This window comes from Flavisolibacter tropicus (genome assembly GCF_001644645.1).
Taxonomy (GTDB): domain Bacteria; phylum Bacteroidota; class Bacteroidia; order Chitinophagales; family Chitinophagaceae; genus Flavisolibacter; species Flavisolibacter tropicus.
Window position 1 is genome coordinate 1046345 of record NZ_CP011390.1, and the last position, 20047, is coordinate 1066391.

The window sequence follows — 20047 nt, forward strand, 5'->3', positions numbered from 1 at the left end:
ACAACGTCTTTTGTCAGGAATCAGGAATCAGCAATTGGGAAACAGCAAATTGAGTGGATAAAATTGCTAATAGTCTTCTTAATAGAAACCCATCACGATTACCGATTCTTGATTGCCGAAGCTAATATTGGAATAACTTTTACTAAACCTTTTACATGAAACGAACGATTGGGTTCTTGGCTTTTTGTTTATTTACAACGGTATTAACACATGCACAGCCTTTAAATCATAAGGATCAATTTAACAGGCAGGATAGTTTACGAGGCACATTAAACCAATACCGCACGTGGTGGAATGTTTTGCGTTATGATATTTCTGTAACACCCGATTTTAATACTCGCACCATAAAAGGGAAGAATACGATTACCCTTTGGGACAGTGCGGTTGGCCCCGGTAGCCATACTTTGCAATTAGACTTACAGGATCCTATGCAGGTTGATAGCGTTTATTTCGGTGGCCAGCCTGTATCATTTAAGCGCGATAAAAATGTGTATTGGATTTACGTTAGAGACTCTTTAGCAAAATATAAGATCACACCCGGTGAGCGAAAGTTAGAAGTAGTATTTAGTGGTGTTCCTCGACCTGCCTATAATGCGCCTTGGGATGGTGGCTGGATCTGGAAGAAAGACGAAAAAGGAAGACCTTTTATTAGTGTGGCTTGTCAAGGTTTAGGTGCCTCCGTTTGGTACCCCTGTAAAGATCATCAAAGCGATGAACCAGAAAAAGGTGCCAGCTTAACAATCAATGTTCCAGATACGCTAGTTGCCGTAGGTAACGGTAAATTGAAAAGCAAAACCACTCATGATGGCCTGGCTTCTTATACCTGGGAAGTTAACAACCCTATCAACAACTATAATATCATTCCTTATATAGGCAAGTATGTCAACTTCACGGAAACATATGCTGGTGAAAAAGGCAACTTGAGCTGCAGCTATTGGGTATTGGACTACAACCTGGATAAGGCGAAAAAACAATTTGAACAGGTAAAGGCTACTTTGAAATCAATGGAATATTGGTTTGGACCTTATCCTTTTTATGAAGATGGATTTAAATTGGTAGAAGCACCCCATCTGGGTATGGAACACCAGAGTGCTGTAGCATATGGTAATAAATATATGAATGGCTATTTCGGTAGAGATCTATCAGGAAGTGGCTGGGGTAAGAATTGGGATTACATCATTGTACATGAATCGGGGCATGAATGGTTTGGCAATAACATTACCACTAAAGACATAGCGGACATGTGGGTACATGAAGGCTTTACCGATTATTCAGAGACATTGTTTATTGAATTACAATATGGAAAGAAAGCTGCTGATGAATATGTACAAGGCTTGCGTAAGAATATTGAAAACGACAAGCCAATCATAGGCCCCTATGGTGTAAATCAAGAAGGCAGTGGTGACATGTATTACAAAGGAGCCAACCTGATACATACCATCCGCCAGATCGTGAATGATGATAATAAGTTCCGGGAGATACTACGTGGTCTAAACAAGACATTTTACCATCAAACTGTAACAACAAAGCAGATTGAAGATTATATAAATGCACAAACGGGCAAAAACTTATCAAGCGTTTTTGATCAATACTTAAGAACTCGAGAGATTCCTGTTTTACGAATGGAGGTTGACGGGAAAAAACTTAAATATAAGTGGGACAATTGTATTGACAATTTTGACATGCCTGTTAAGCTGACAAATGGGCAATGGTTGATGGCTACAACGAAGTGGCAACAAATAAAAATCGACGATAAGAACGCTAAGGATCTTAAGGTTGATCCTAACTTTTACATTCAAACGAAGATGGAAGATTGAGATCGTGAGTGGTGAATGAGGAGAAGTAGTCCACTGTCGACAGACGACCGTCCACAGAAGGAAAGTTAAAAGTCAGTGGTGAATTGTGAGTAAGGAATAATTCAGTTGGATTATAAAATAAGAGAGGCCGCAATAGAATTGCGGCCTCTCTTATTTTATAAAACGTAAGTTTAAATTAAGGATTTACAACCAGTGTAGGAACCTCTGTCTTCTCCATTCTGCCTGCTCTCAAGAAATGTTTAGCCCAATAAGGATCCGTAAGATCGGAGACAGTAACACCTGTAGAAGAGCCAGCATGGACAAATCGGTTATTCTGCAGATAGAACCCTACGTGTGATACGCCTCTCCCTCTTGTACTAAAAAATACCAAATCGCCTTCTTTCAATTCTGTTAAGGAAACCGGACGTACGGTATTATACTGCTCGCGTGAAGTTCTTGGCAAAGTCATACTAAATAAGCCAGCGTACATAACCTGCATAAACGCAGAACAATCAATACCAGATTTGGTAGAACCACCCAAACGATAAGGTGTTCCAATCCAATCGTCTATAATATTGAACAACTCAATATTAGTAAGCGTTTCAACTTCAGTATCTAATAGTATGGAATATTTGAATTGTAGACCGGTAGCGCGTTCAATATAGTCGGCCTCTGATGCGTATGATTTTCTAACTTCAGCAGCAGACATCGCACTCTTGGATGCCTTTTCTTTTACGATGTTTAGATTGTCTTCTGGAAAAGCAAAACCTACTTCAATGTCACTAATAAATTTGATATTGGATTTTGAACCTCTTTGGGCTGAGACTTTATTAAATGCCCCCAGAAAGAACACAATGGCGAAGGGAAAAATTTTATTTTTTACCATGTGGCTTTATTAAGGTGAACTGGTTTAAAACGAAATTATGGATTTTTTTCTACAGTTTACAAACGATATATAACGTTTATGCTTGATTTATATTGCTTTATAGGAAATTTTGTTGCTTAATTTCCCAAGAAACATTTCCCTTCTATCTAACAAATAGTATTTCGTTTTATATATACACTATTATTAATTAACGCCTTACCATAAATACTTGTCAGTTTATCCGATTGCTCTTTCTTAGTAATAAGCGGTATTGTATTATTGCAGCTTTAATATGAACACCTAAGGGTTTCCCTTGATTGTTTCTATTAAAACAGGTCTGCTCAAAACTAACAACCAACTAACTGCTTATGCTTTCAAAGCTATCTTATACAGTTATTGCTATTTCTATTCTTGCCATTGGTTGCCAAAGTGGCGCGACTGAAAGTAAAAGTGCATATCCTAAAGCATTGATACTTAGTACAAGTATTGAAACACCAGCAACAGATTCGCCATCAATCAAGACATTAAAGCCATACACTGATCTGGTTTTTGAGAAAGAAGAAATATTGTCAGCAGCACCAGGAACTAAATCTGTTCTATTTAATTCAGATGGATCTAAGCTGTATGCTATGAATTTAGAAGGCATGAGTGTGTATGAGTTTGATCAGGCTTCTCGCAAACTAAATAGAGTATTTAAGTTTAAGCCAACAGTTGGTATGGGTTGGGATTATACTACAGATAAGCCCATTCGTTCTTTTGAGGAAAAACCCGTTGAAGCCTGTTTTAGTCATAATGACTCCATTTTATGGGTATCCTTACATAATGCAGAAGGTATTGTACCTATTTCTATAAAAAATGCACAACCTCCATTTGAAACAGCATCTGGCATTCCTTCAAAAAAAATCACTATCAGCTACCCCGAGTCTACCAGTAAAGATTCGGCTCTTTTACCATTAATTAAAACAGGTAAAACGCCAAAGATCATTACCAAAACAGCAGACAGTAAGTACTTGCTTGTCAGCAACTGGCATTCTTACAACGTAAGCGTATTAGAGCTTGATAAAACTCAATTTCCTTTTGGTAAAGTAATAAGTACGATACCTGTTACTTCTATTCCACGTGGAATAGTGGTGGATGATAAAAAAGAAAAATCCTACGTAGCAATTATGGGCGGGGCAAGTATAGCGGTCATTGACAATAAAACATGGAAAACTGAAAGAACCATTGACGTGGCTTCCAATCCAAGACATATTGTAATGGATTCAACCGGTCGGCTTTTTGTTTCCTATAACAAATTGGCCAAAGTTGCCTGTATTGACCCAGAAACCGGCAAGACCTTATTTACAGCTCCTACTCATGTACAGCCCAGAACTATCTTTCTTTCGCGAAATCAGAAGTTTCTGTTTGTAACCTGTTATAGCGGCAACATGGTCGATGTATTTAAAATAAGCGATACCGGCTTTAACAAAATAGCATCACTTCCAAGCGCAGGGAAACCTGTAGGGGTAGATATTTTTGAAAATGATGAAAAACTGGAAGCCTGGGTGTGCAGTTACACGGATGGGGCTATACGAGTTTATAGCTTTAAAAAGAGCTAATAATTTATTTTTTTCTTAACCTGACTTTCAGCAATTTGAGCCGCTTTTTTAGTAGCTTACTGAATAGTCAATCATGAAGTTTTCACATTTACACGTACATACGCAATACTCTCTGTTGGATGGTGCCGCCCCCATCTCCTCTTTATATAAAAAAGCGATCAAGGAAAACATGCCGGCTGTGGCTATTACGGACCACGGTAACATGTTTGGTGCTTTTGAGTTTGTTTCTGAAGCTTACAAACATAAAAATGACGACGGAAGCCTGAAGGTAAAACCGGTAGTGGGTTGTGAGTTTTATGTGGTAGCAGACCGTCACAGGAAAACATTTTCTAAAGAACAGAAAGATGAGCGCTACCACCAGGTATTTTTAGCCAAGAATGCTACTGGATATCAAAACCTGATCAAACTGACCTCTCTTGGTTACATGGAGGGTATGTATAGTAAGTACCCCCGTATTGACAAAGAACTGATCTTAAAATATCATGAAGGATTGATTGCAACTACGTGCTGTATTGGTGCGTATGTACCGCAAACCATTTTGCATGATGGTGAGGAGAAGGCAGAACAAGAGTTCAAGTGGTGGCTGGATATTTTTGGAGAGGATTACTTCATTGAACTTCAGCGGCACAATATGAAAGAGCAGGAAGTGATTAACCAAACGCTCTTAAAGTTTGCCAAGAAGTACAATGTTCCTGTTATTGCCACCAACGACAGCCACTATGTAGACCAGGATGACTACAATGCCCACGATATCCTGCTTTGTATCAACACTGGTGAGAAACAAAGCACGCCAGGCTTTGATGATTTCGTGAATGATGATGTGGCCATTAAGAACCGGCGTTTTAAATTTCCAAACGACCAGTTTTACTTCAAGGGCTCAAATGAAATGATCCAACTATTCCAGGACATTCCAGAAGCCATTGACAATACCAATATGATCGTTGATCGTGTAGAGGTATTGAATCTAAAAAAAGACATTCTACTTCCCGCCTTCCCTATTCCTAAGGAATTCCAGGTACACAATGATAGTAACCTGAACCAGTGGGAGTTCTTAAAGCACTTAACATTTGAAGGTGCCCGCCAACGCTATGGCACTATTGATGAAAAGGCGCAAGAGCGTCTAGACTTTGAATTGCATACCATCAAAACGATGGGTTTTGCCGGTTACTTCTTGATTGTAAGTGACTTCATTAAAGCTGGACGTGATCTTGGGGTATTCGTTGGTCCTGGTCGTGGTTCAGCGGCTGGTAGTGCGGTAGCCTATTGTATAGGTATTACCAACATTGACCCCATTAAGTACGATCTGCTGTTTGAGCGTTTCCTGAACCCGGATCGTAAGAGCATGCCGGATATTGATACGGACTTCGATGATGAAGGCCGTCAAAAGGTAATTGATTATGTAGTTAAGAAATACGGCCGTAACCAGGTGGCACAAATTGTTACCTATGGTACCATGGCTGCCAAAATGAGTATCAAGGACGTAGCACGCGTACTGGATTTACCATTGGTAGAATCAAACATGCTGGCTAAACTAGTGCCCGATAAGCCGGGTACTGATTTGGGCCGTGTATTACAGGCTCCTCTTACTGCCAAGGATGGTGAAAAGTCTTTAGAAGAAAAGGAAGGCCTTGGTTCAGAAGATCTTGAGAATGTAAAAAAGCTACGTGAAATCTATAATGGGAACGACTTGCGCGCCCAGGTATTACATGAAGCAGAACGTTTGGAAGGCTCTGTACGAAATACAGGTATACACGCAGCCGGTATCATCATTGCCCCTGATGACCTGATGAACATCATCCCGGTCTGTATGGCTAAGGATTCTGATCTATTAGTAACACAGATAGAAGGAAAGATCATTGAGGATGCCGGAGTAATTAAAATGGACTTCTTAGGGTTAAAGACCCTTACCATTATTAAGAATGCGCTGGACATGATCAAGGAAAACCACGGTGTGGAAATCGTAATTGATGACATACCGCTGGATGACCAACAGACTTACGAACTATACCAGCGCGGTGATACCATTGGTACATTCCAGTTTGAAAGTCCGGGCATGCAGAAATACCTGAAGGAGCTGAAGCCTGACCAATTTGCCGATTTGATTGCCATGAACGCCCTGTACCGTCCGGGTCCTATGGCTTACATTCCTCAGTACGTAGATCGTAAGCATGGTCGTGAGGAAGTGCATTACGACTTGCAGGAAATGGAAGAATACCTAAAGGAAACGTATGGTATTACGGTGTATCAGGAGCAGGTGATGTTGCTGGCACAGAAGATCGGCGGCTTTAGTAAGGGTGACGCGGACGTACTGCGTAAGGCCATGGGTAAGAAAGACCGGAAGACGCTGGACAAAATGAAGGGCAAGTTCATTGATGGTGCAGTGGGCAAAGGACATGATGCTAAAATATTAGAAAAGGTATGGACCGACTGGGAAGCGTTTGCCCAGTATGCCTTCAACAAATCGCACTCTACCTGTTATGCCTTTGTGGCTTATCAGACGGCATATTTGAAGGCCCACTACCCTGCGGAGTACATGTCAGCGGTACTGAATAACGCTAATGCTATTGAAAAGCTCACCTTCTTCATGGAGGAATGTAAGCGAATGGGTATCAAAGTACTAGGCCCTGATATCAATGAATCACACAAAGGTTTTGCGGTAAACGCTGTCGGTGAAATTCGTTTTGGTCTAGGAGGATTAAAAGGTGTAGGTGAAGCAGCGGTAGATAGTATCATCGAAGAACGTAAGAAAGATGGCACTTTTAAAGACCCGTTTGACTTTATCAGACGCATCAACCAGCGTACTGTAAACAAGAAGACATTGGAAAGTTTAGTCTATGCAGGTGCGTTTGACACTTTCCCACAGTTACACCGTGCACAATACTTTGTTGTACCAGAAGGAGAAACGCAAACAGGTTTGGAAAAACTGGTTAAATATGGCAACGTGGTACAGGCGCAAAGTGCTAGCACTACTAATACCCTGTTTGGCGATATTTTACCTTCTGTAATGGATATCAAGCCACCAGCGATAACTCCTTGTCCTACATGGTCATTAACAGAGCAGTTGGGTTTTGAAAAAGAGATCACCGGTATTTATTTAAGTGGACACCCACTTGATCATTATAAGTTTGAAATGAAACATTATGGCATAACGCCGATAGTTGATTTTAACGAAGTAAAGGACAACGCCCAGTTAGCTGCGAGCGGAAGAACTTACAAGCTTTTGAGTTTAGTGACAGTAGCCAACCATCGTATTTCCCGTCAAGGCAATAAGTTTGGGTCGTATGTAGTGGAAGATTATTCTGGCAAAACAGAGATTGTACTCTTTGGTGATGATTATATACGCTTTGGCTCTTATTTAGAGCTGGGGCAAACCATTTTATTAGTAGGTGCTTACCGCCAGCGGCCTTACCGGGATGAGTATGAGTTCAAGATCTCATCTATTTCCCTCGCAGAAAACATTAAGCGGCAAATGACAAAACAGCTCAGTTTGGAGTTGGATGCCCGTAATGTGCAAAAAGATTTTATTGACTTTCTGGAAAACAATATAAAGAAATTCCCAGGCTCAGCTTTACTGAAAATAGTGGTAAATGAACCAAAAGAAGCCTTAAAGGCAGGGTTTATGACCTTTGGATCAGGGCTGGAAATGAATGATGATTTAATTCAGTACCTTACCGACAAACCGGAAATTGACGTACAGGTCACAGCCGTTTAAATGACAGTTATCAACATTAACTGACAACTATTCATTAAATATTAGGTTGGGCCTAAATTTGTACCCGCAAACAAACAATTGATTAAAAATAGTAATCATGGCACAAGCATTCACAGATTCGAATTTTCAAGCTGATGTATTAAGTTCTGATAAATTAACCGTAGTAGATTTTTGGGCAGAATGGTGCGGTCCTTGCCGTGCAATTGGGCCCGTTATTGACGAGTTAGCTAAAGAATATGATGGTAAAGTAAACGTAGGTAAAGTAAACGTAGATGAGAACCCTCAGGTTAGCATGAACTACGGCATTACTTCTATTCCAGCTATCCTTTTTATTAAAGGTGGCCAGGTAGTTGACAAATTAGTAGGTGCACAGCCTAAATCTAATTTTGTAAAGAAGATTGAAGCACATATCTAATATAATTGATATCAAATGAGTAAAAAAAGCAGGCATTTTGCCTGCTTTTTGCTTTTTTAACGTTCAGAATTTCCAACTCAGCAATAAAAATCGGCCTAATGCTATAAGAATCATTAAATTGCCTCCCTATTTTTCAACTACGTCTGCATGAACGCTGCACTCATGAACTTAGGCCGTGGCGCCATTGGAATGACCTTCCTCATTCTTGTTTGCTATTTATTAAGTAACGACCGTAAAGCCATTAATTGGAAACTTGTCATTTTTGGTGTGCTTGCCCAGGTAATGTTTGCCATGGGGGTTCTACATACTACAATAGCAGGACAGCCGGTGTTCTGGCTGATGTTTGGACTTATTTTGGCCTATACCATTTTCCGCAAGTTTGGTAAAGTCAAAAAAGGCGAAGATCCTATAAAATATAATCCATCCAACCTGGTTTTATCCGTTGTATGGCAAATTCTATTAGTCGTTGGCCTTGTATTAGCCCCTCGAATCTTTAGTCAATGGACGAATCTGGCCATGCTGCTCAGTGGGATTGCTCTTTTGACAATGGCGTTTAAAATGGGAGCCCGTTTTCCAGAGCTCATGAAATGGAACATTCTGGTTTCATCTGTAATTCTTACCATTTGTGTTTATACCAGCGTTTGTACTCCTGAGCTATTTAAAGTAATGCTACAGGCTGTGTCAAGTGTCTTTGTTGACTTGATCAATGTAAGTCATAAAGGAACTGAGTTTCTTTTTGGTAACCTGGCTGATGCATCAAAAGGTTGGGCTTATGTATTTGCCATACAGGTACTACCAAACATTATCTTCTTTGCGGCTTTATCTGCTATACTTTTTTACCTGGGAATACTACAAAAGATCGTGTTTGTATTTGCCTACCTCCTCAACAAGCTATTTATCTCTGGTGCGGAGAGCATGTCAACAGCAGCTAATATCTTCCTAGGCCAAACAGAAGCGCCCTTAATGATCCGTCCTTATTTGGACAAAATGACGCGTTCTGAAATTCTATGTATCATGGTAGGCGGTATGGCCAATACTGCAGGCAGTGTTCTAGCCGCTTATGTAGGAATGCTGGGTGGCACAGATGTAGGACAACAAAACTTCTTTGCCCTGCACATGTTGAGCCAATCGATTATGAGTGCACCAGCTGCCATTGTATGTTCTAAACTGCTGTTTCCTCAAACACAAGGTGCTCTAATCTCTAAAGACTTATCAGTTTCAAAAGATAAACTAGGTGACAACTTTTTAGACGCTATTTCGTTAGGAACTACAGACGGTTTGAAGTTAGCTGCCAATGTAGGTGCCATGCTTATTGTATTTACAGCCATGATGTGGGTAGCCAATGGTCTTATGGGATGGATTGGTAGCATGACCAATTTAAATGGAGCTATTGCAACCGCTACCGGTGGCCGGTATACTTCTTTATCGCTGGATCTGATCTTAGGTTATCTTTTCTCTCCAGTGGCTTGGCTCATAGGGGTAGATAAAGTGGATATGTTAAGCATCGGACAATTGTTAGGCGTAAAAACCATCATTAATGAATTCCAAGCCTACATTGTATTGGGCGATATGAAAGCACATAACTTGATACGTGACCCTAAATCACTATTAATAGCAACCTATGCGCTATGTGGTTTTGCCAACTTTGCTTCTATAGGAATTCAAATAGGTGGAATTAGTCAGCTAGCTCCTTCTCAACGCAGAAATCTTACAGAACTTGGTGTGAAAGCCCTGATTGGTGGTACGATTGCCTGCCTGATGTGCGGATGTATTGCGGGCGCTTTATATGGATAAAAGGCGGTTATTTAAAGGCAGGAATTTAGTATTATTGTATGTGTGCATCTTAACATAAATTGCTTATCTGCAATACATTACAAAATTATCCTACATTGAAAAAAGCTTACGGTTTAATGATAGCCATATGCAGCCTAGTTTTTACTGGGACAATGGCTCAAAAACCACTTACTGGTAGTGAAAGTACCACACCAGTGCCATCATCTAAAATAAGATGCGCTACCACTGAAGGAATCCAGAAACGCCTTAAAACTGATCCAGTCTATTATGCTGCTTATCAAAAAAAACTAAAGGATTTTCAGCATTCCAAAGTAAGCGCATTATCTCTCACACCTACGACCGCTAAACTAACCAGCACTATCACTGTTCCTGTGGTTATACATATAGTATTACCTAACCCGCAAGTAGTAACAGATGCTGATGTTCAATATTTCATTGAACGTTTGAATATAGATTTTTCGGGATTAAATCCAGATAGCACGAATGCTATTCCTTTTTATGGTGTTAGAGGACATTCGCTTATCCGTTTTGCATTAGCAAAAAGGGACCCTAATGGCAAGCCAACAATTGGAATTGTTAGAAGAGCAAGTGCTACAACCATAGGATTTGATGAACCGCAGGCTATAAAAGATGCTTCTTCTGGAGGCTCCGACCCATGGCCATATAAAGAATATTACAATATTTGGGTGGGTGAATCAACAAGCGGGCTTCTAGGTATAGCACCAGAAATTGGTCCAGGTACTTCAAAAAGTGATGGTGTATGTATAAACTATGCGGCCTTTTCAAACAACAATTGTTATACTGATCCCACCTTTTCAATGGCCCGAACAGCCGTACATGAGATTGGACACAATTTTGGACTCTATCATATATTCGAAGGCGGGTGTGGTAATGAAGACTTTAAACAAATAACCAGTCCAGATATTTCATTGCCCGCAGAACTACTTTCGCCTGCTGATGATACCCCTGCACAAAGTGAACAAACCCTTACCTGCCCAACTGGTGTGGCTAGTAATGGATGTACAACTCCGGCCCCTTTTGGAAAAATGTATCAGAATTTCATGGATTATACACAAGATGCTTGTTACTCCATGTTTACTAATGGACAGGTTGAAAGGATGCATTATGTTTTAGAGAACTTTAGATCTGGCTATTTGACATCAAAAGCTTTAATACCTGTAACAGCACCAGCAACGTTAGATGTAAGTGTATTTGAATCTGTTAGCCCTGGAGGTGGTGAAGTAATAGGTTGTACTCCATTTACATATCCTTCTAATTTACTGTGCAGCGGGAACTTTACTCCAAAATTCAGAGTCCGCAATTTTGGTACAACAACAGTTACATCATTAATCGTTGGTTACAGATTAAACGATGGTAATCCAGTAACACAAAACGTTACCGTTAATTTGCCACCTAATGCAACTACAGTAGTTAGCTTTCCTATCATTCCTGTAAGTTCCGGCGATAATCAATTTAAGTTCTTCACCAGTTCTCCAAATGGACAAGAGGACTTAGTAAAATCGAACGACACACTGATAACGACACTTACCATCTCCACTCCTACTATTTCTCCAATTAATGAAGGATTTGAAAGCAGTTTTCCACCAAAAGGTTGGACATTATCTAACCCTGACAATGGTATTACCTGGCAGAAAATTAACATTGGCAAAAACAGCACTGCATCTACCTATATTAATAACTTCAAGTATAGTTCTAATGACCAAAGGGATGAATTATACACTCCTATTTTCCAATACAGTAAGGTAGACTCTTTAAAATTAAGTTTTGACCTAAGTGCTGCTGTTTATAGTGATCCTAATACCAGAACCACGCCATTGGATACACTTGAAATATTGGTAACTAACGACTGTGGCCACTCCTTTACCTCTGTTTACAAAAAATGGGGAGCTGCATTACAAACACTAGGTCAACCAGCGCAGCCTTATACGGATGAATTTTTCCCGGAAAGTCAATCACAATGGCGTACAGAACAAGTAGACCTTACCCGCTTTAAAGATAACGGTTCGATCATCGTTGCGTTCCGAAACATTACCAATTGGGAAAACAACATCTTTATAGATAATGTTCAACTAAGAACTAGAGTATTACCACCTGCCTTAAAAGAAAAAGGTTATTTGGTATTGCCCACTTTAAATAACGGCTTATTTGGTTTATGGATCTATGAAAACTATAAAGACCTCAGATATACATCGGTTTATAACAGTTCTGGTCAATTGGTTTGGAAGAAAGAATTCAGTGGCAATACAGATGCATATATTCCAGTAAATTTGCAGGGTAAACCTGCGGGTGTCTACTTTGTAAAATGGGGATTCACCGGCGAGAACCGCATATTTACTGAACGAATTATCATCAAAAATGAATAACGAATCTATAGCGAGATTAGTCAGCGAACAAGAAAATGAATTAAGAAAGATTGGCGAAAAAGTAATTAACAATATTCGGTTAACTGATGAAGATGGACTGCTACTTTTTGAAAGAGGCAGTCTTTCTTTTTTAGGGGCCTTGTCCAATTTTGTCAGAGAGCGAATGCATGGGCATCAAACCTTCTTTAACCGAAACTTTCATATTGAGCCAACTAACGTTTGTGTGTTTTCCTGTCATTTTTGCGCCTACTCTCGGCTTTATGCTCACCGTGAGGAAGGATGGGAATTAAGCATTGAGCAGATGATGGATATTGTAAAGAAATATGATAACCGTCCAGAAACGGAAGTTCATATTGTAGGTGGGGTGCATCCCAAAATGAACCTGCATTATTTTGCAGACCTTTTACGTCAAATAAAAGCACATCGCCCAGACCTTCATATAAAAGGCTTTACTGCAGTGGAGCTAGACTATATGTTTAGAAAGGCCAAGCTCAGTGTTGCAGAAGGTATGCAATATTTAAAAGAGGCAGGTCTTGATTCTATACCCGGTGGTGGTGCCGAAATCTTTCATGAAGAAATACGCAATCAAATCTGCGCAGACAAAGTAGATGGAGCAGGTTGGTTACACATACACGAAACTGCACACAAACTTGGCATGCATAGCAATGCAACCATGCTTTATGGCCATATTGAAAAATATGAGCATCGAATAGATCATATGCAGCAACTAAGAGCATTACAAGATAAAACAGGTGGCTTTAACACCTTTATTCCGCTTAAGTTTCGCAATGGTGATAACGACATGAGTCATGTGCCAGAAGTTAGCGTTATTGAAGACTTCAAAATGTATGCAGTGGCCAGACTTTACATGGATAATTTCCCGCATTTAAAGGCATACTGGCCGATGTTAGGACGTAAAAACGCACAGTTGTCACTGGCATTTGGTGTAGATGATATTGATGGCACTATTGACGATACCACAAAGATCTATTCAATGGCTGGAGCAGAAGAGCAAAGCCCTGCAATGACGACGGAAGAAATTGTTACGCTTATTAAACAGGTTAACCGAAAACCGGTAGAGCGAGACACTTTATACAATATTATACAAGCCTATTAATCATAAAACTCCCAGATTTTACTGGGAGTTTTACTTTATTCCCATTGTTCATTGTTGGTCGTTTTATATATTTCAATAGCTTAATCTGTTTCTTTTTTTGCAATTTGAAGTGTAATTTGGTAATAGACATAGTCTTCTAGACTTAACAAGTTCAGTAATCACCCTTACTTTATCGAGAATCATGAGTATAACAGGCGATCTGGAAAAAAGAATCTGGAATGATATAGCGCTTTATGGATGGCATGTCATTAAAGTTCAAGAAGATGAGTATGGGCCATCATTGGTACACTCCATTGGCTTCACACACTCCTTTAAGCATCCTGAGGTTTTAGTTATTGGTCTTGATATTGAAGCTGCACATTTACTTATAAATCGGTTAGGCGATGCCATTAGAGATGGTTTAGAATTACAATCGGGTCAGTTCTATTCTAACTTAATTGAAAGTGTTGATTGTTACTTCACATCTGTAGAGGCAGCTAATTATGATGAATATGCCGGATACGCTAAACAATTTTATGGCGAAAACAATTTCTCTCTTTTGCAATGTATCTATCCCACCCTCTCTAACGTTTATCCTTGGCAAACTGAATGGCCTGAGCAACTAAAACAACAACCCATTTTAGGGCCGACTCCTTCTGCTTCTCAAGGTGAGGTAAGGCAGATAGCGAGGATGTCTGAACCGAGACTGGGAGAAAATGGCTGATTTAAGTTGACAGGTTGACTAGTTGACAAGGGGGAGAGTTTTTTAATTATAAACATATCTACCAGACGTACAAATTTCTTGTTTTTACGAATGTTACAATTGTAACAGTAACGAGTAATATATAAATAAAACCTCTCTAGGAGGTTTTATTTATATAGGTACATACTTTTTTGAAACAGTTATTCCTCTTCCTGATAGTAGATCTTGTAGAATTTTCTACCGTCGTCTTCAATACCTTTTTCGATCAGTTCTGTATTTCCGTGAATGTAAATATGAAAGTTACGGTCAAGCTTAAGAACGCTTTTATAGACACGCATTTGTTTCTTTACAGCTTGAGTAGAAATATCGAATTGGGCGGCAATATCAAAGTCGTTTTGTTCAATATACTTGGAGCCAAAGTTTCGAAATGACTCAATCATTTCATCATTGTTCTGAAATACCTCTTGCTGGAATTCATCCATATCAAAAGACTCCTTATTCCGGAAGTAGTCTATGGATTTAGTAAGCAACTCTATTTTCTCTGTTTTCTCCAAACCAAACTCCTCATCCATGTTTTCAGTAATATACTGCTTTGTAAGCGTCAGGAAGTGCTGCGTTTGGTGAAACTCGTTCTTTTGGGGAGTTATATTCAAAAACTTCTCTTTCCAGTATTGAGCTTCCTCTCCACGGTTTTGGTTATCAAAGATCAGCACATCGAAGCCCTCATCTCTTTTACCATTTATGATCAAACATCCTTTATCAATCTTATTTAACTCAACCCCTTCTTTCATATTTACCAGCAACTGTTGGCTACTATGTTCAACTTCAAGGAATAGCGATTTATTCTCAGTTTTAAATAAACCTACAGCACTATACATTCTACCTTCTACAGGCAAACCTTCAAACAGGCACACATACAGTTCACCTCCCTTTACTTTAGGATGAGTAGAACTTTCATATAAATGCCTGGCAATGTTTATTGAAATCTCCTCAAACAGGGTTTTATCTTCAAAGAGATTTTTGGAATAGGAATATATCTCGTTAAACTGCAAGGAAGATGGGTGCTGGAAATGATAGTACTCAACATTATTGTTGAAACGATTTAAAAAGCTCTCGCCAATGGCCATCATGGTTTCTTCATCAAAAACCAATGGTTCTTGAGATAAATGCAGCGGATCAAGATTATTCTTGCTGCCCACATAGTGTACAATAATTTTTTTAAGGGATGCGGCTTTAAAATTCAAATCCATAATAGTGGCTAGCTTATTGGGAGCGCGAATTTAAGGAAAGTAATAGGCTGAGAGAAAAAGTATAGGAAAACTCTATAAATAGTCCTTTTTAGATAAAAAAAGCCTTGCAACAAATGCAGGGCTAAGTATAATAATTTACGAAATACTCTTTTAGTTACAGCCTAATAGCTGGCACAACTTAGCAGTCAGCTCCTCACCTCTTAAGTCTTTAGCAATGATTTTACCATTTGGATCAATCAGGAAGTTTTGAGGTATGCTTTGTACTCTATACAATTGGGCCACTGCATTACTCCAGAACTGAAGATCGCTCACTTGTGTCCAATGTAGTTTGTCTTTTTCAATAGCTTTTACCCAAGCATCCTTTTCCTGATCCAATGAAACACCTAATACAGTAAAGTTTTTGTCCTTAAACTTTTCGTAGGCTTTAACCACATTTGGATTCTCTCGACGACATGGTCCACACCAGCTAGCCCAAAAGTCAATCAACACATATTTACCTCTAAAAGAAGATAATGAAACTGGATGACCGGCCGTATCAGCCTGGGAAAACTCCATTGCTTCAGAGCCAACAGAACCAACTTTATTGTAAGCTATATATTCAGAAAGAGCTTTACCAATTCCTGAGAAGCGAACAGCACTATCTAGCTTCTGATAGTTTTGCTCGACAGTAGTTATATCGGGGCTAAACTGTGCTGTCACAAATAAAACAAACGGAGAAACATACGAAGATGGATGAGATGTAACAAAATTTGTCACATTACTAGCTATAGTTTTTCCTAAAGAATCATATACATGCATTAGCTCACTACGCTTAACATCGTCTGTATTCTTTTGAATTTGCTCGGCCTTAGCATTAAGTTGCGCAACCAAAGGGTCAAATACCTTTCGGAAACCATCAAAATCAGCATGCGATTTTGATCCTTCGACTTTAATATCTTTAATGGCTTTAGTAGAACCTGTAACTTTTATAGTTCCACTTTCCAGATAAATATACTGTGGCTGTTCTTTTCCTACGCTAAGCCAAAATAAGTTAGGCTCGCTTAGTTCTCCTTTTAAGGAAAACTGTCCTCCTTTTACTTTTCCAGTAGCGATGGGAGTCTTGTTTTGAGTACTTAAAAGTTTTACATCAGAGCCATCCGCTGCACCTTTAATTGTCCCTGACACAACAAATTGATTAGATTGTGCAAAAGCTAGAGCCGGCAGAAAAACCAAGGAAAGTAAAAGCTTTTTCATGATTATTTATGTTGATGTCGCTCTTTTAAAACGTTAATTACGTCTTGTAAAGTGCAATCCTTTGCTTGCAATAATACCAAATAATGGAACAAAAGATCAGCCGACTCGTTTAAAAATAACTCTTGGTTAACGTCCTTTGCTTCTATAACCACTTCCACAGCCTCCTCGCCTACTTTCTGCGCAATTTTGTTAATTCCCTTATTAAAAAGCTTCCTTACATACGAGTTTTCATCATCGCTGGTTCTACGGAGCTTTATAATATCTTCAAGATAATAAAGGAAATCGGAGGCGTGATTGGGTTCACTCCAACAAGTATCGGCCCCTGTATGGCAAACAGGTCCTTTGGGTTCTGCTTTAATCAGCAATGTATCTTTATCACAATCCAATAAAATTTGCTTTACCTGTAAATGATTACCGCTCTCCTCGCCTTTTGTCCATAATCGTTGCTTTGTACGACTATAAAAGGTAACTAAGCCTGTTTGCTGGGTTGTAGTTAGGGCCTCTTGATTCATAAACCCTAACATGAGCACTTTTTGCGTATTATAATCTTGAATAACAGCAGGCACTAAACCATCGCTGTATTTAGAGAAATCAACAGTTTGTAAAGGATCAAGCATAGTACAAAGTTATTTACCTAAGAATGGAATTCAGAAAGAAAGCCTAGAACAGATTTTAGTGTTTAAATACAAAGCACATTAATTCTATTGTTAAATCCTAACCACTATTCCTTTATTATTAAGCTCCTGCTTTAATTCTGGAATCTCGATTTCTTTAAAATGGAAGATACTAGCTGCTAATGCGGCATCTGCTTTTGCATCCTCGAAAACATCTACAAAATGCTGAACTTTTCCACCGCCACCAGAAGCAATAACTGGTATAGGCAGGTTTACAGCCAATTGATGGGTAATATCTAGAGCAAAACCAGCTTTTGTACCATCATTATTCATAGATGTCAATAAGATCTCGCCGGCTCCCAGATCTACAGCTTGTTTGGCCCAATCAAAACACTTGGTATCCGTTTTTGTACGGCCGCCATTCAGATATACATACCATTCGCCATCCTCTTCTTTTTTAGTATCGATAGCTAATACTACACATTGGCTACCAGCTGTATTGGCTATTTCGGTTATCAGCTTAGGATTCTTATAAGCTGCCGTATTTATTGATACTTTATCCGCACCACTTTGCAGCAATACGCTTACATCTTCCATAGCGCTAATTCCACCACCTACGGTAAAAGGAATATTGATTTCATGCGCAATCCGTTTTACCAGCTCATTCAACGTCTTGCGTTTTTCTACAGTAGCTGTAATGTCCAAAAACACCAACTCATCGGCACCTTGTTGTGCATATAACTTACCCAGTTCTACGGGGTCTCCTGCATCACGAAGCTGTTCGAAATTGGTACCCTTCACGGTCCTTCCATCTTTAATATCCAAACAAGGAATAATTCGCTTAGCTAACATTGTGTTTGAAAATTAGTTAATGAAGCGTTTTAACTCATCTAACTTGATTCGTCCTTCGTAAATAGCCTTTCCAATAATAACGCCTTTACATCCTGCGTCTTCTAATCTGTATACGTCATCAATAGAACTGACACCACCACTGGCAATAAAATGTAAAGCCGGGAACTTCTCCGTTATACTCTTATAGAGTTCGGTTGCTGGTCCCTGTAGAGCACCGTCTTTAGAAACATCGGTACAAAACAATTGAGTGATCCCCTTTTCAGTATACTTCTGAATAAAATCGTAGATCCAGATATCAGTCTGTTCTAGCCAACCACTAACTGTAATCTTTTCATTCTTCACATCGGCACCTAATAAAAACTTTTCAGCACCAAATGAATTGATCCAGTTCAAAAAGGTTTCCTCGTCTTTAACAGCAATACTACCAACTGTAGCTAAGGCTGCACCTGAATCAAAAACAATTTCTACATCCTTTTCGGTTTTAATGCCGCCGCCAAAATCAATAATCAGTCCTGTTTTTCCAGCTACTGTTTCCAGAACTTTCCAGTTCTTTATGGCGCCTGCTTTTGCGCCATCCAAATCCACTAAATGCAAGCGACGAATACCAGCATCTTCAAACTCTTTAGCTACATCTAAAGGATGTTCGTTGTAAATGGTTTTTTGAGCATAATCGCCGTGAGTCAATCGTACGCATTTTCCCTCAATAATATCAATAGCAGGTATTATTTCCATGATGGTTTAACTCCATTTGCATTTTAATGTATTCAATACCGTTCTTTTCCCAAGTCTCGCCAAACGGCTTCAGATCAAACTGTTTATAAAAATCAACTGCAGACACTCGGGCATTACACCAGACTATTTTGTAATGATTTGCTTTTGCCCACTCTATTACATACTGAAGTAAAAAGGTTCCAAATCCATTTCCCTGAAAGTTCTTTCGCGTGGCAAACTTTCTGAATTGTAACTTTTGTTCAGATAAAAACAACGAAATAACAGTAATCAGCTGTCCCTCTTCATATAACCCCAAGTGAATACCAGCCTGATCATTATCTAATTTCACAACATCAATTGAGTCATGCGGATACATCACTTCCTGGCGCAATTGCCAAACATCAGACAAAGGAACTTCATTTACGGTCATGACTAAATAGATAAAAAGTTTTCAATAATCCGGTCACCGACAGCTGCACTTTTCTCAGTATGAAACTGTACTCCAAAAAAATTATCCTTTTGTATAGCAGCAGCATAGTTAAGGCCATAATTACACTTAGCAATTGTATACGCACTATCCTCTGCATAATAGCTATGAACGTTATAGATATAGCTATCCTCCTTGATATTTTTAAACAGAGGAGATTGCAATTGAAAGATCGTATTCCAACCAACCTGTGGCACCTTTAAATGATGGTCTACTCCATTAAACTTTTTGATCTGTACTGGCACTATTCCAAGGCAATCTGTATTGTTTTCTTCTGAATGTCGACACAACAATTGCATTCCTACACAAATACCTAAAACGGGCTGTTTCAATTCCTTTATAACAGAATCCAGCTGGTTCTCCTGCAAACTGCGCATAGCGCTGCTGGCCTCGCCAACGCCAGGGAAGATCACCTTATCTGCACTTTTGATCTTTTCCAGATCTGCCGTTACTTCAGCATTGATCCCTAAACGCTCTAAGGCATTTAATACTGATTGGATATTCCCTGCACTGTATTTAATCAATACTACATTCATA

The 20047-nt window shown here is 39.3% G+C and carries 16 protein-coding genes; 8 read left to right on the forward strand and 8 right to left on the reverse strand.

All coding sequences use genetic code 11. The features are described from left to right. The first annotated feature begins 155 nt into the window (after positions 1-155). Positions 156-1817 (forward strand): M1 family metallopeptidase, encoded by a 1662-nt coding sequence (locus SY85_RS04215; protein WP_066401950.1) that lies wholly within the window; start codon positions 156-158, stop codon positions 1815-1817. Between the two features lie 175 nt (positions 1818-1992). Here SY85_RS04215 and SY85_RS04220 read toward each other — a convergent pair whose 3' ends face one another. Then, positions 1993-2682: a C40 family peptidase gene (locus SY85_RS04220; RefSeq protein ID WP_082886291.1), complete on the reverse strand. Its 690-nt coding sequence runs from the start codon at positions 2680-2682 to the stop codon at positions 1993-1995. A gap of 347 nt (positions 2683-3029) precedes the next feature. Here SY85_RS04220 and SY85_RS04225 point away from each other — a divergent pair, with 347 nt between their 5' ends. From SY85_RS04225 to SY85_RS04255, 7 genes are all read left to right on the forward strand, one after another. After that, positions 3030-4259, forward strand: coding sequence for a YncE family protein (locus SY85_RS04225; protein ID WP_066401951.1), 1230 nt, complete (start codon positions 3030-3032; stop codon positions 4257-4259). A 73-nt stretch (positions 4260-4332) separates the two neighbouring features. Then, entirely contained in the window at positions 4333-7971 is a 3639-nt protein-coding gene (gene dnaE, locus SY85_RS04230; protein ID WP_066401952.1) for a DNA polymerase III subunit alpha, read from the forward strand. Positions 7972-8068: 97 nt separating this feature from the next. Next, a complete protein-coding gene (trxA, locus tag SY85_RS04235) occupies positions 8069-8386 on the forward strand; it encodes a thioredoxin (RefSeq protein WP_066401953.1) in 318 nt (105 codons plus the stop codon). Between the two features lie 147 nt (positions 8387-8533). After that, the gene (locus tag SY85_RS04240; RefSeq protein WP_082886292.1) at positions 8534-10180 is read left to right on the forward strand and encodes a NupC/NupG family nucleoside CNT transporter; all 1647 of its coding nucleotides are present in this window, start codon (positions 8534-8536) and stop codon (positions 10178-10180) included. 152 nt (positions 10181-10332) lie between these two features. Beyond that, positions 10333-12564 carry a zinc-dependent metalloprotease gene (locus tag SY85_RS04245; protein WP_158512933.1) on the forward strand — a complete coding sequence of 744 codons (2232 nt, stop codon included), beginning with the start codon at positions 10333-10335 and terminating at the stop codon, positions 12562-12564. Then, positions 12557-13681 (forward strand): aminofutalosine synthase MqnE, encoded by a 1125-nt coding sequence (gene mqnE, locus SY85_RS04250; RefSeq protein ID WP_066401955.1) that lies wholly within the window; start codon positions 12557-12559, stop codon positions 13679-13681. The genes SY85_RS04245 and mqnE overlap by 8 nt, the downstream gene beginning before the upstream one ends. 181 nt (positions 13682-13862) lie before the next feature. Continuing rightward, positions 13863-14384, forward strand: coding sequence for a DUF4262 domain-containing protein (locus tag SY85_RS04255; protein ID WP_066401956.1), 522 nt, complete (start codon positions 13863-13865; stop codon positions 14382-14384). A gap of 179 nt (positions 14385-14563) precedes the next feature. Here the strand turns inward: SY85_RS04255 and SY85_RS04260 are convergent, their stop codons facing one another. The 7 genes from SY85_RS04260 to hisH form a co-directional block, all read right to left on the reverse strand. Beyond that, on the reverse strand, positions 14564-15613 hold the full coding sequence (locus SY85_RS04260) for a nucleoid-associated protein (protein ID WP_066401957.1): 1050 nt from the start codon (positions 15611-15613) through the stop codon (positions 14564-14566). 150 nt (positions 15614-15763) lie between these two features. Then, entirely contained in the window at positions 15764-16846 is a 1083-nt protein-coding gene (locus SY85_RS04265; RefSeq protein WP_066401958.1) for a TlpA disulfide reductase family protein, read from the reverse strand. 2 nt (positions 16847-16848) lie between these two features. Continuing rightward, on the reverse strand, positions 16849-17463 hold the full coding sequence (gene hisIE / locus SY85_RS04270; RefSeq protein WP_066401959.1) for a bifunctional phosphoribosyl-AMP cyclohydrolase/phosphoribosyl-ATP diphosphatase HisIE: 615 nt from the start codon (positions 17461-17463) through the stop codon (positions 16849-16851). A gap of 90 nt (positions 17464-17553) precedes the next feature. Beyond that, positions 17554-18312: an imidazole glycerol phosphate synthase subunit HisF gene (hisF, locus tag SY85_RS04275; RefSeq protein ID WP_066401960.1), complete on the reverse strand. Its 759-nt coding sequence runs from the start codon at positions 18310-18312 to the stop codon at positions 17554-17556. 12 nt (positions 18313-18324) lie between these two features. Continuing rightward, positions 18325-19044, reverse strand: coding sequence for a 1-(5-phosphoribosyl)-5-[(5-phosphoribosylamino)methylideneamino]imidazole-4-carboxamide isomerase (gene hisA, locus SY85_RS04280; protein WP_226999000.1), 720 nt, complete (start codon positions 19042-19044; stop codon positions 18325-18327). Then, a complete protein-coding gene (locus SY85_RS04285) occupies positions 19022-19453 on the reverse strand; it encodes a GNAT family N-acetyltransferase (protein ID WP_066401962.1) in 432 nt (143 codons plus the stop codon). Before SY85_RS04285 ends, hisA begins: the two co-directional genes overlap by 23 nt. A gap of 2 nt (positions 19454-19455) precedes the next feature. After that, positions 19456-20046 carry an imidazole glycerol phosphate synthase subunit HisH gene (gene hisH, locus SY85_RS04290; RefSeq protein WP_066401963.1) on the reverse strand — a complete coding sequence of 197 codons (591 nt, stop codon included), beginning with the start codon at positions 20044-20046 and terminating at the stop codon, positions 19456-19458. Position 20047: the final 1 nt, after the last annotated feature.

What these genes read in the sequence shown, in the direction of transcription:
- trxA (WP_066401953.1), top strand. Translation starts at nt 8,069, where the DNA reads ATGGCACAAGCATTCACAGATTCGAATTTTCAAGCTGATGTATTAAGT.
- hisIE (WP_066401959.1), bottom strand. Translation starts at nt 17,463, where the DNA reads ATGCTTGATCCTTTACAAACTGTTGATTTCTCTAAATACAGCGATGGT.
- SY85_RS04215 (WP_066401950.1), top strand. Translation starts at nt 156, where the DNA reads ATGAAACGAACGATTGGGTTCTTGGCTTTTTGTTTATTTACAACGGTA.
- SY85_RS04240 (WP_082886292.1), top strand. Translation starts at nt 8,534, where the DNA reads ATGAACGCTGCACTCATGAACTTAGGCCGTGGCGCCATTGGAATGACC.
- hisH (WP_066401963.1), bottom strand. Translation starts at nt 20,046, where the DNA reads ATGAATGTAGTATTGATTAAATACAGTGCAGGGAATATCCAATCAGTA.
- mqnE (WP_066401955.1), top strand. Translation starts at nt 12,557, where the DNA reads ATGAATAACGAATCTATAGCGAGATTAGTCAGCGAACAAGAAAATGAA.
- hisF (WP_066401960.1), bottom strand. Translation starts at nt 18,312, where the DNA reads ATGTTAGCTAAGCGAATTATTCCTTGTTTGGATATTAAAGATGGAAGG.
- SY85_RS04245 (WP_158512933.1), top strand. Translation starts at nt 10,333, where the DNA reads ATGGCTCAAAAACCACTTACTGGTAGTGAAAGTACCACACCAGTGCCA.
- hisA (WP_226999000.1), bottom strand. Translation starts at nt 19,044, where the DNA reads ATGGAAATAATACCTGCTATTGATATTATTGAGGGAAAATGCGTACGA.
- SY85_RS04285 (WP_066401962.1), bottom strand. Translation starts at nt 19,453, where the DNA reads ATGACCGTAAATGAAGTTCCTTTGTCTGATGTTTGGCAATTGCGCCAG.
- SY85_RS04220 (WP_082886291.1), bottom strand. Translation starts at nt 2,682, where the DNA reads ATGGTAAAAAATAAAATTTTTCCCTTCGCCATTGTGTTCTTTCTGGGG.
- SY85_RS04260 (WP_066401957.1), bottom strand. Translation starts at nt 15,613, where the DNA reads ATGGATTTGAATTTTAAAGCCGCATCCCTTAAAAAAATTATTGTACAC.
- SY85_RS04265 (WP_066401958.1), bottom strand. Translation starts at nt 16,846, where the DNA reads ATGAAAAAGCTTTTACTTTCCTTGGTTTTTCTGCCGGCTCTAGCTTTT.
- SY85_RS04225 (WP_066401951.1), top strand. Translation starts at nt 3,030, where the DNA reads ATGCTTTCAAAGCTATCTTATACAGTTATTGCTATTTCTATTCTTGCC.
- dnaE (WP_066401952.1), top strand. Translation starts at nt 4,333, where the DNA reads ATGAAGTTTTCACATTTACACGTACATACGCAATACTCTCTGTTGGAT.
- SY85_RS04255 (WP_066401956.1), top strand. Translation starts at nt 13,863, where the DNA reads ATGAGTATAACAGGCGATCTGGAAAAAAGAATCTGGAATGATATAGCG.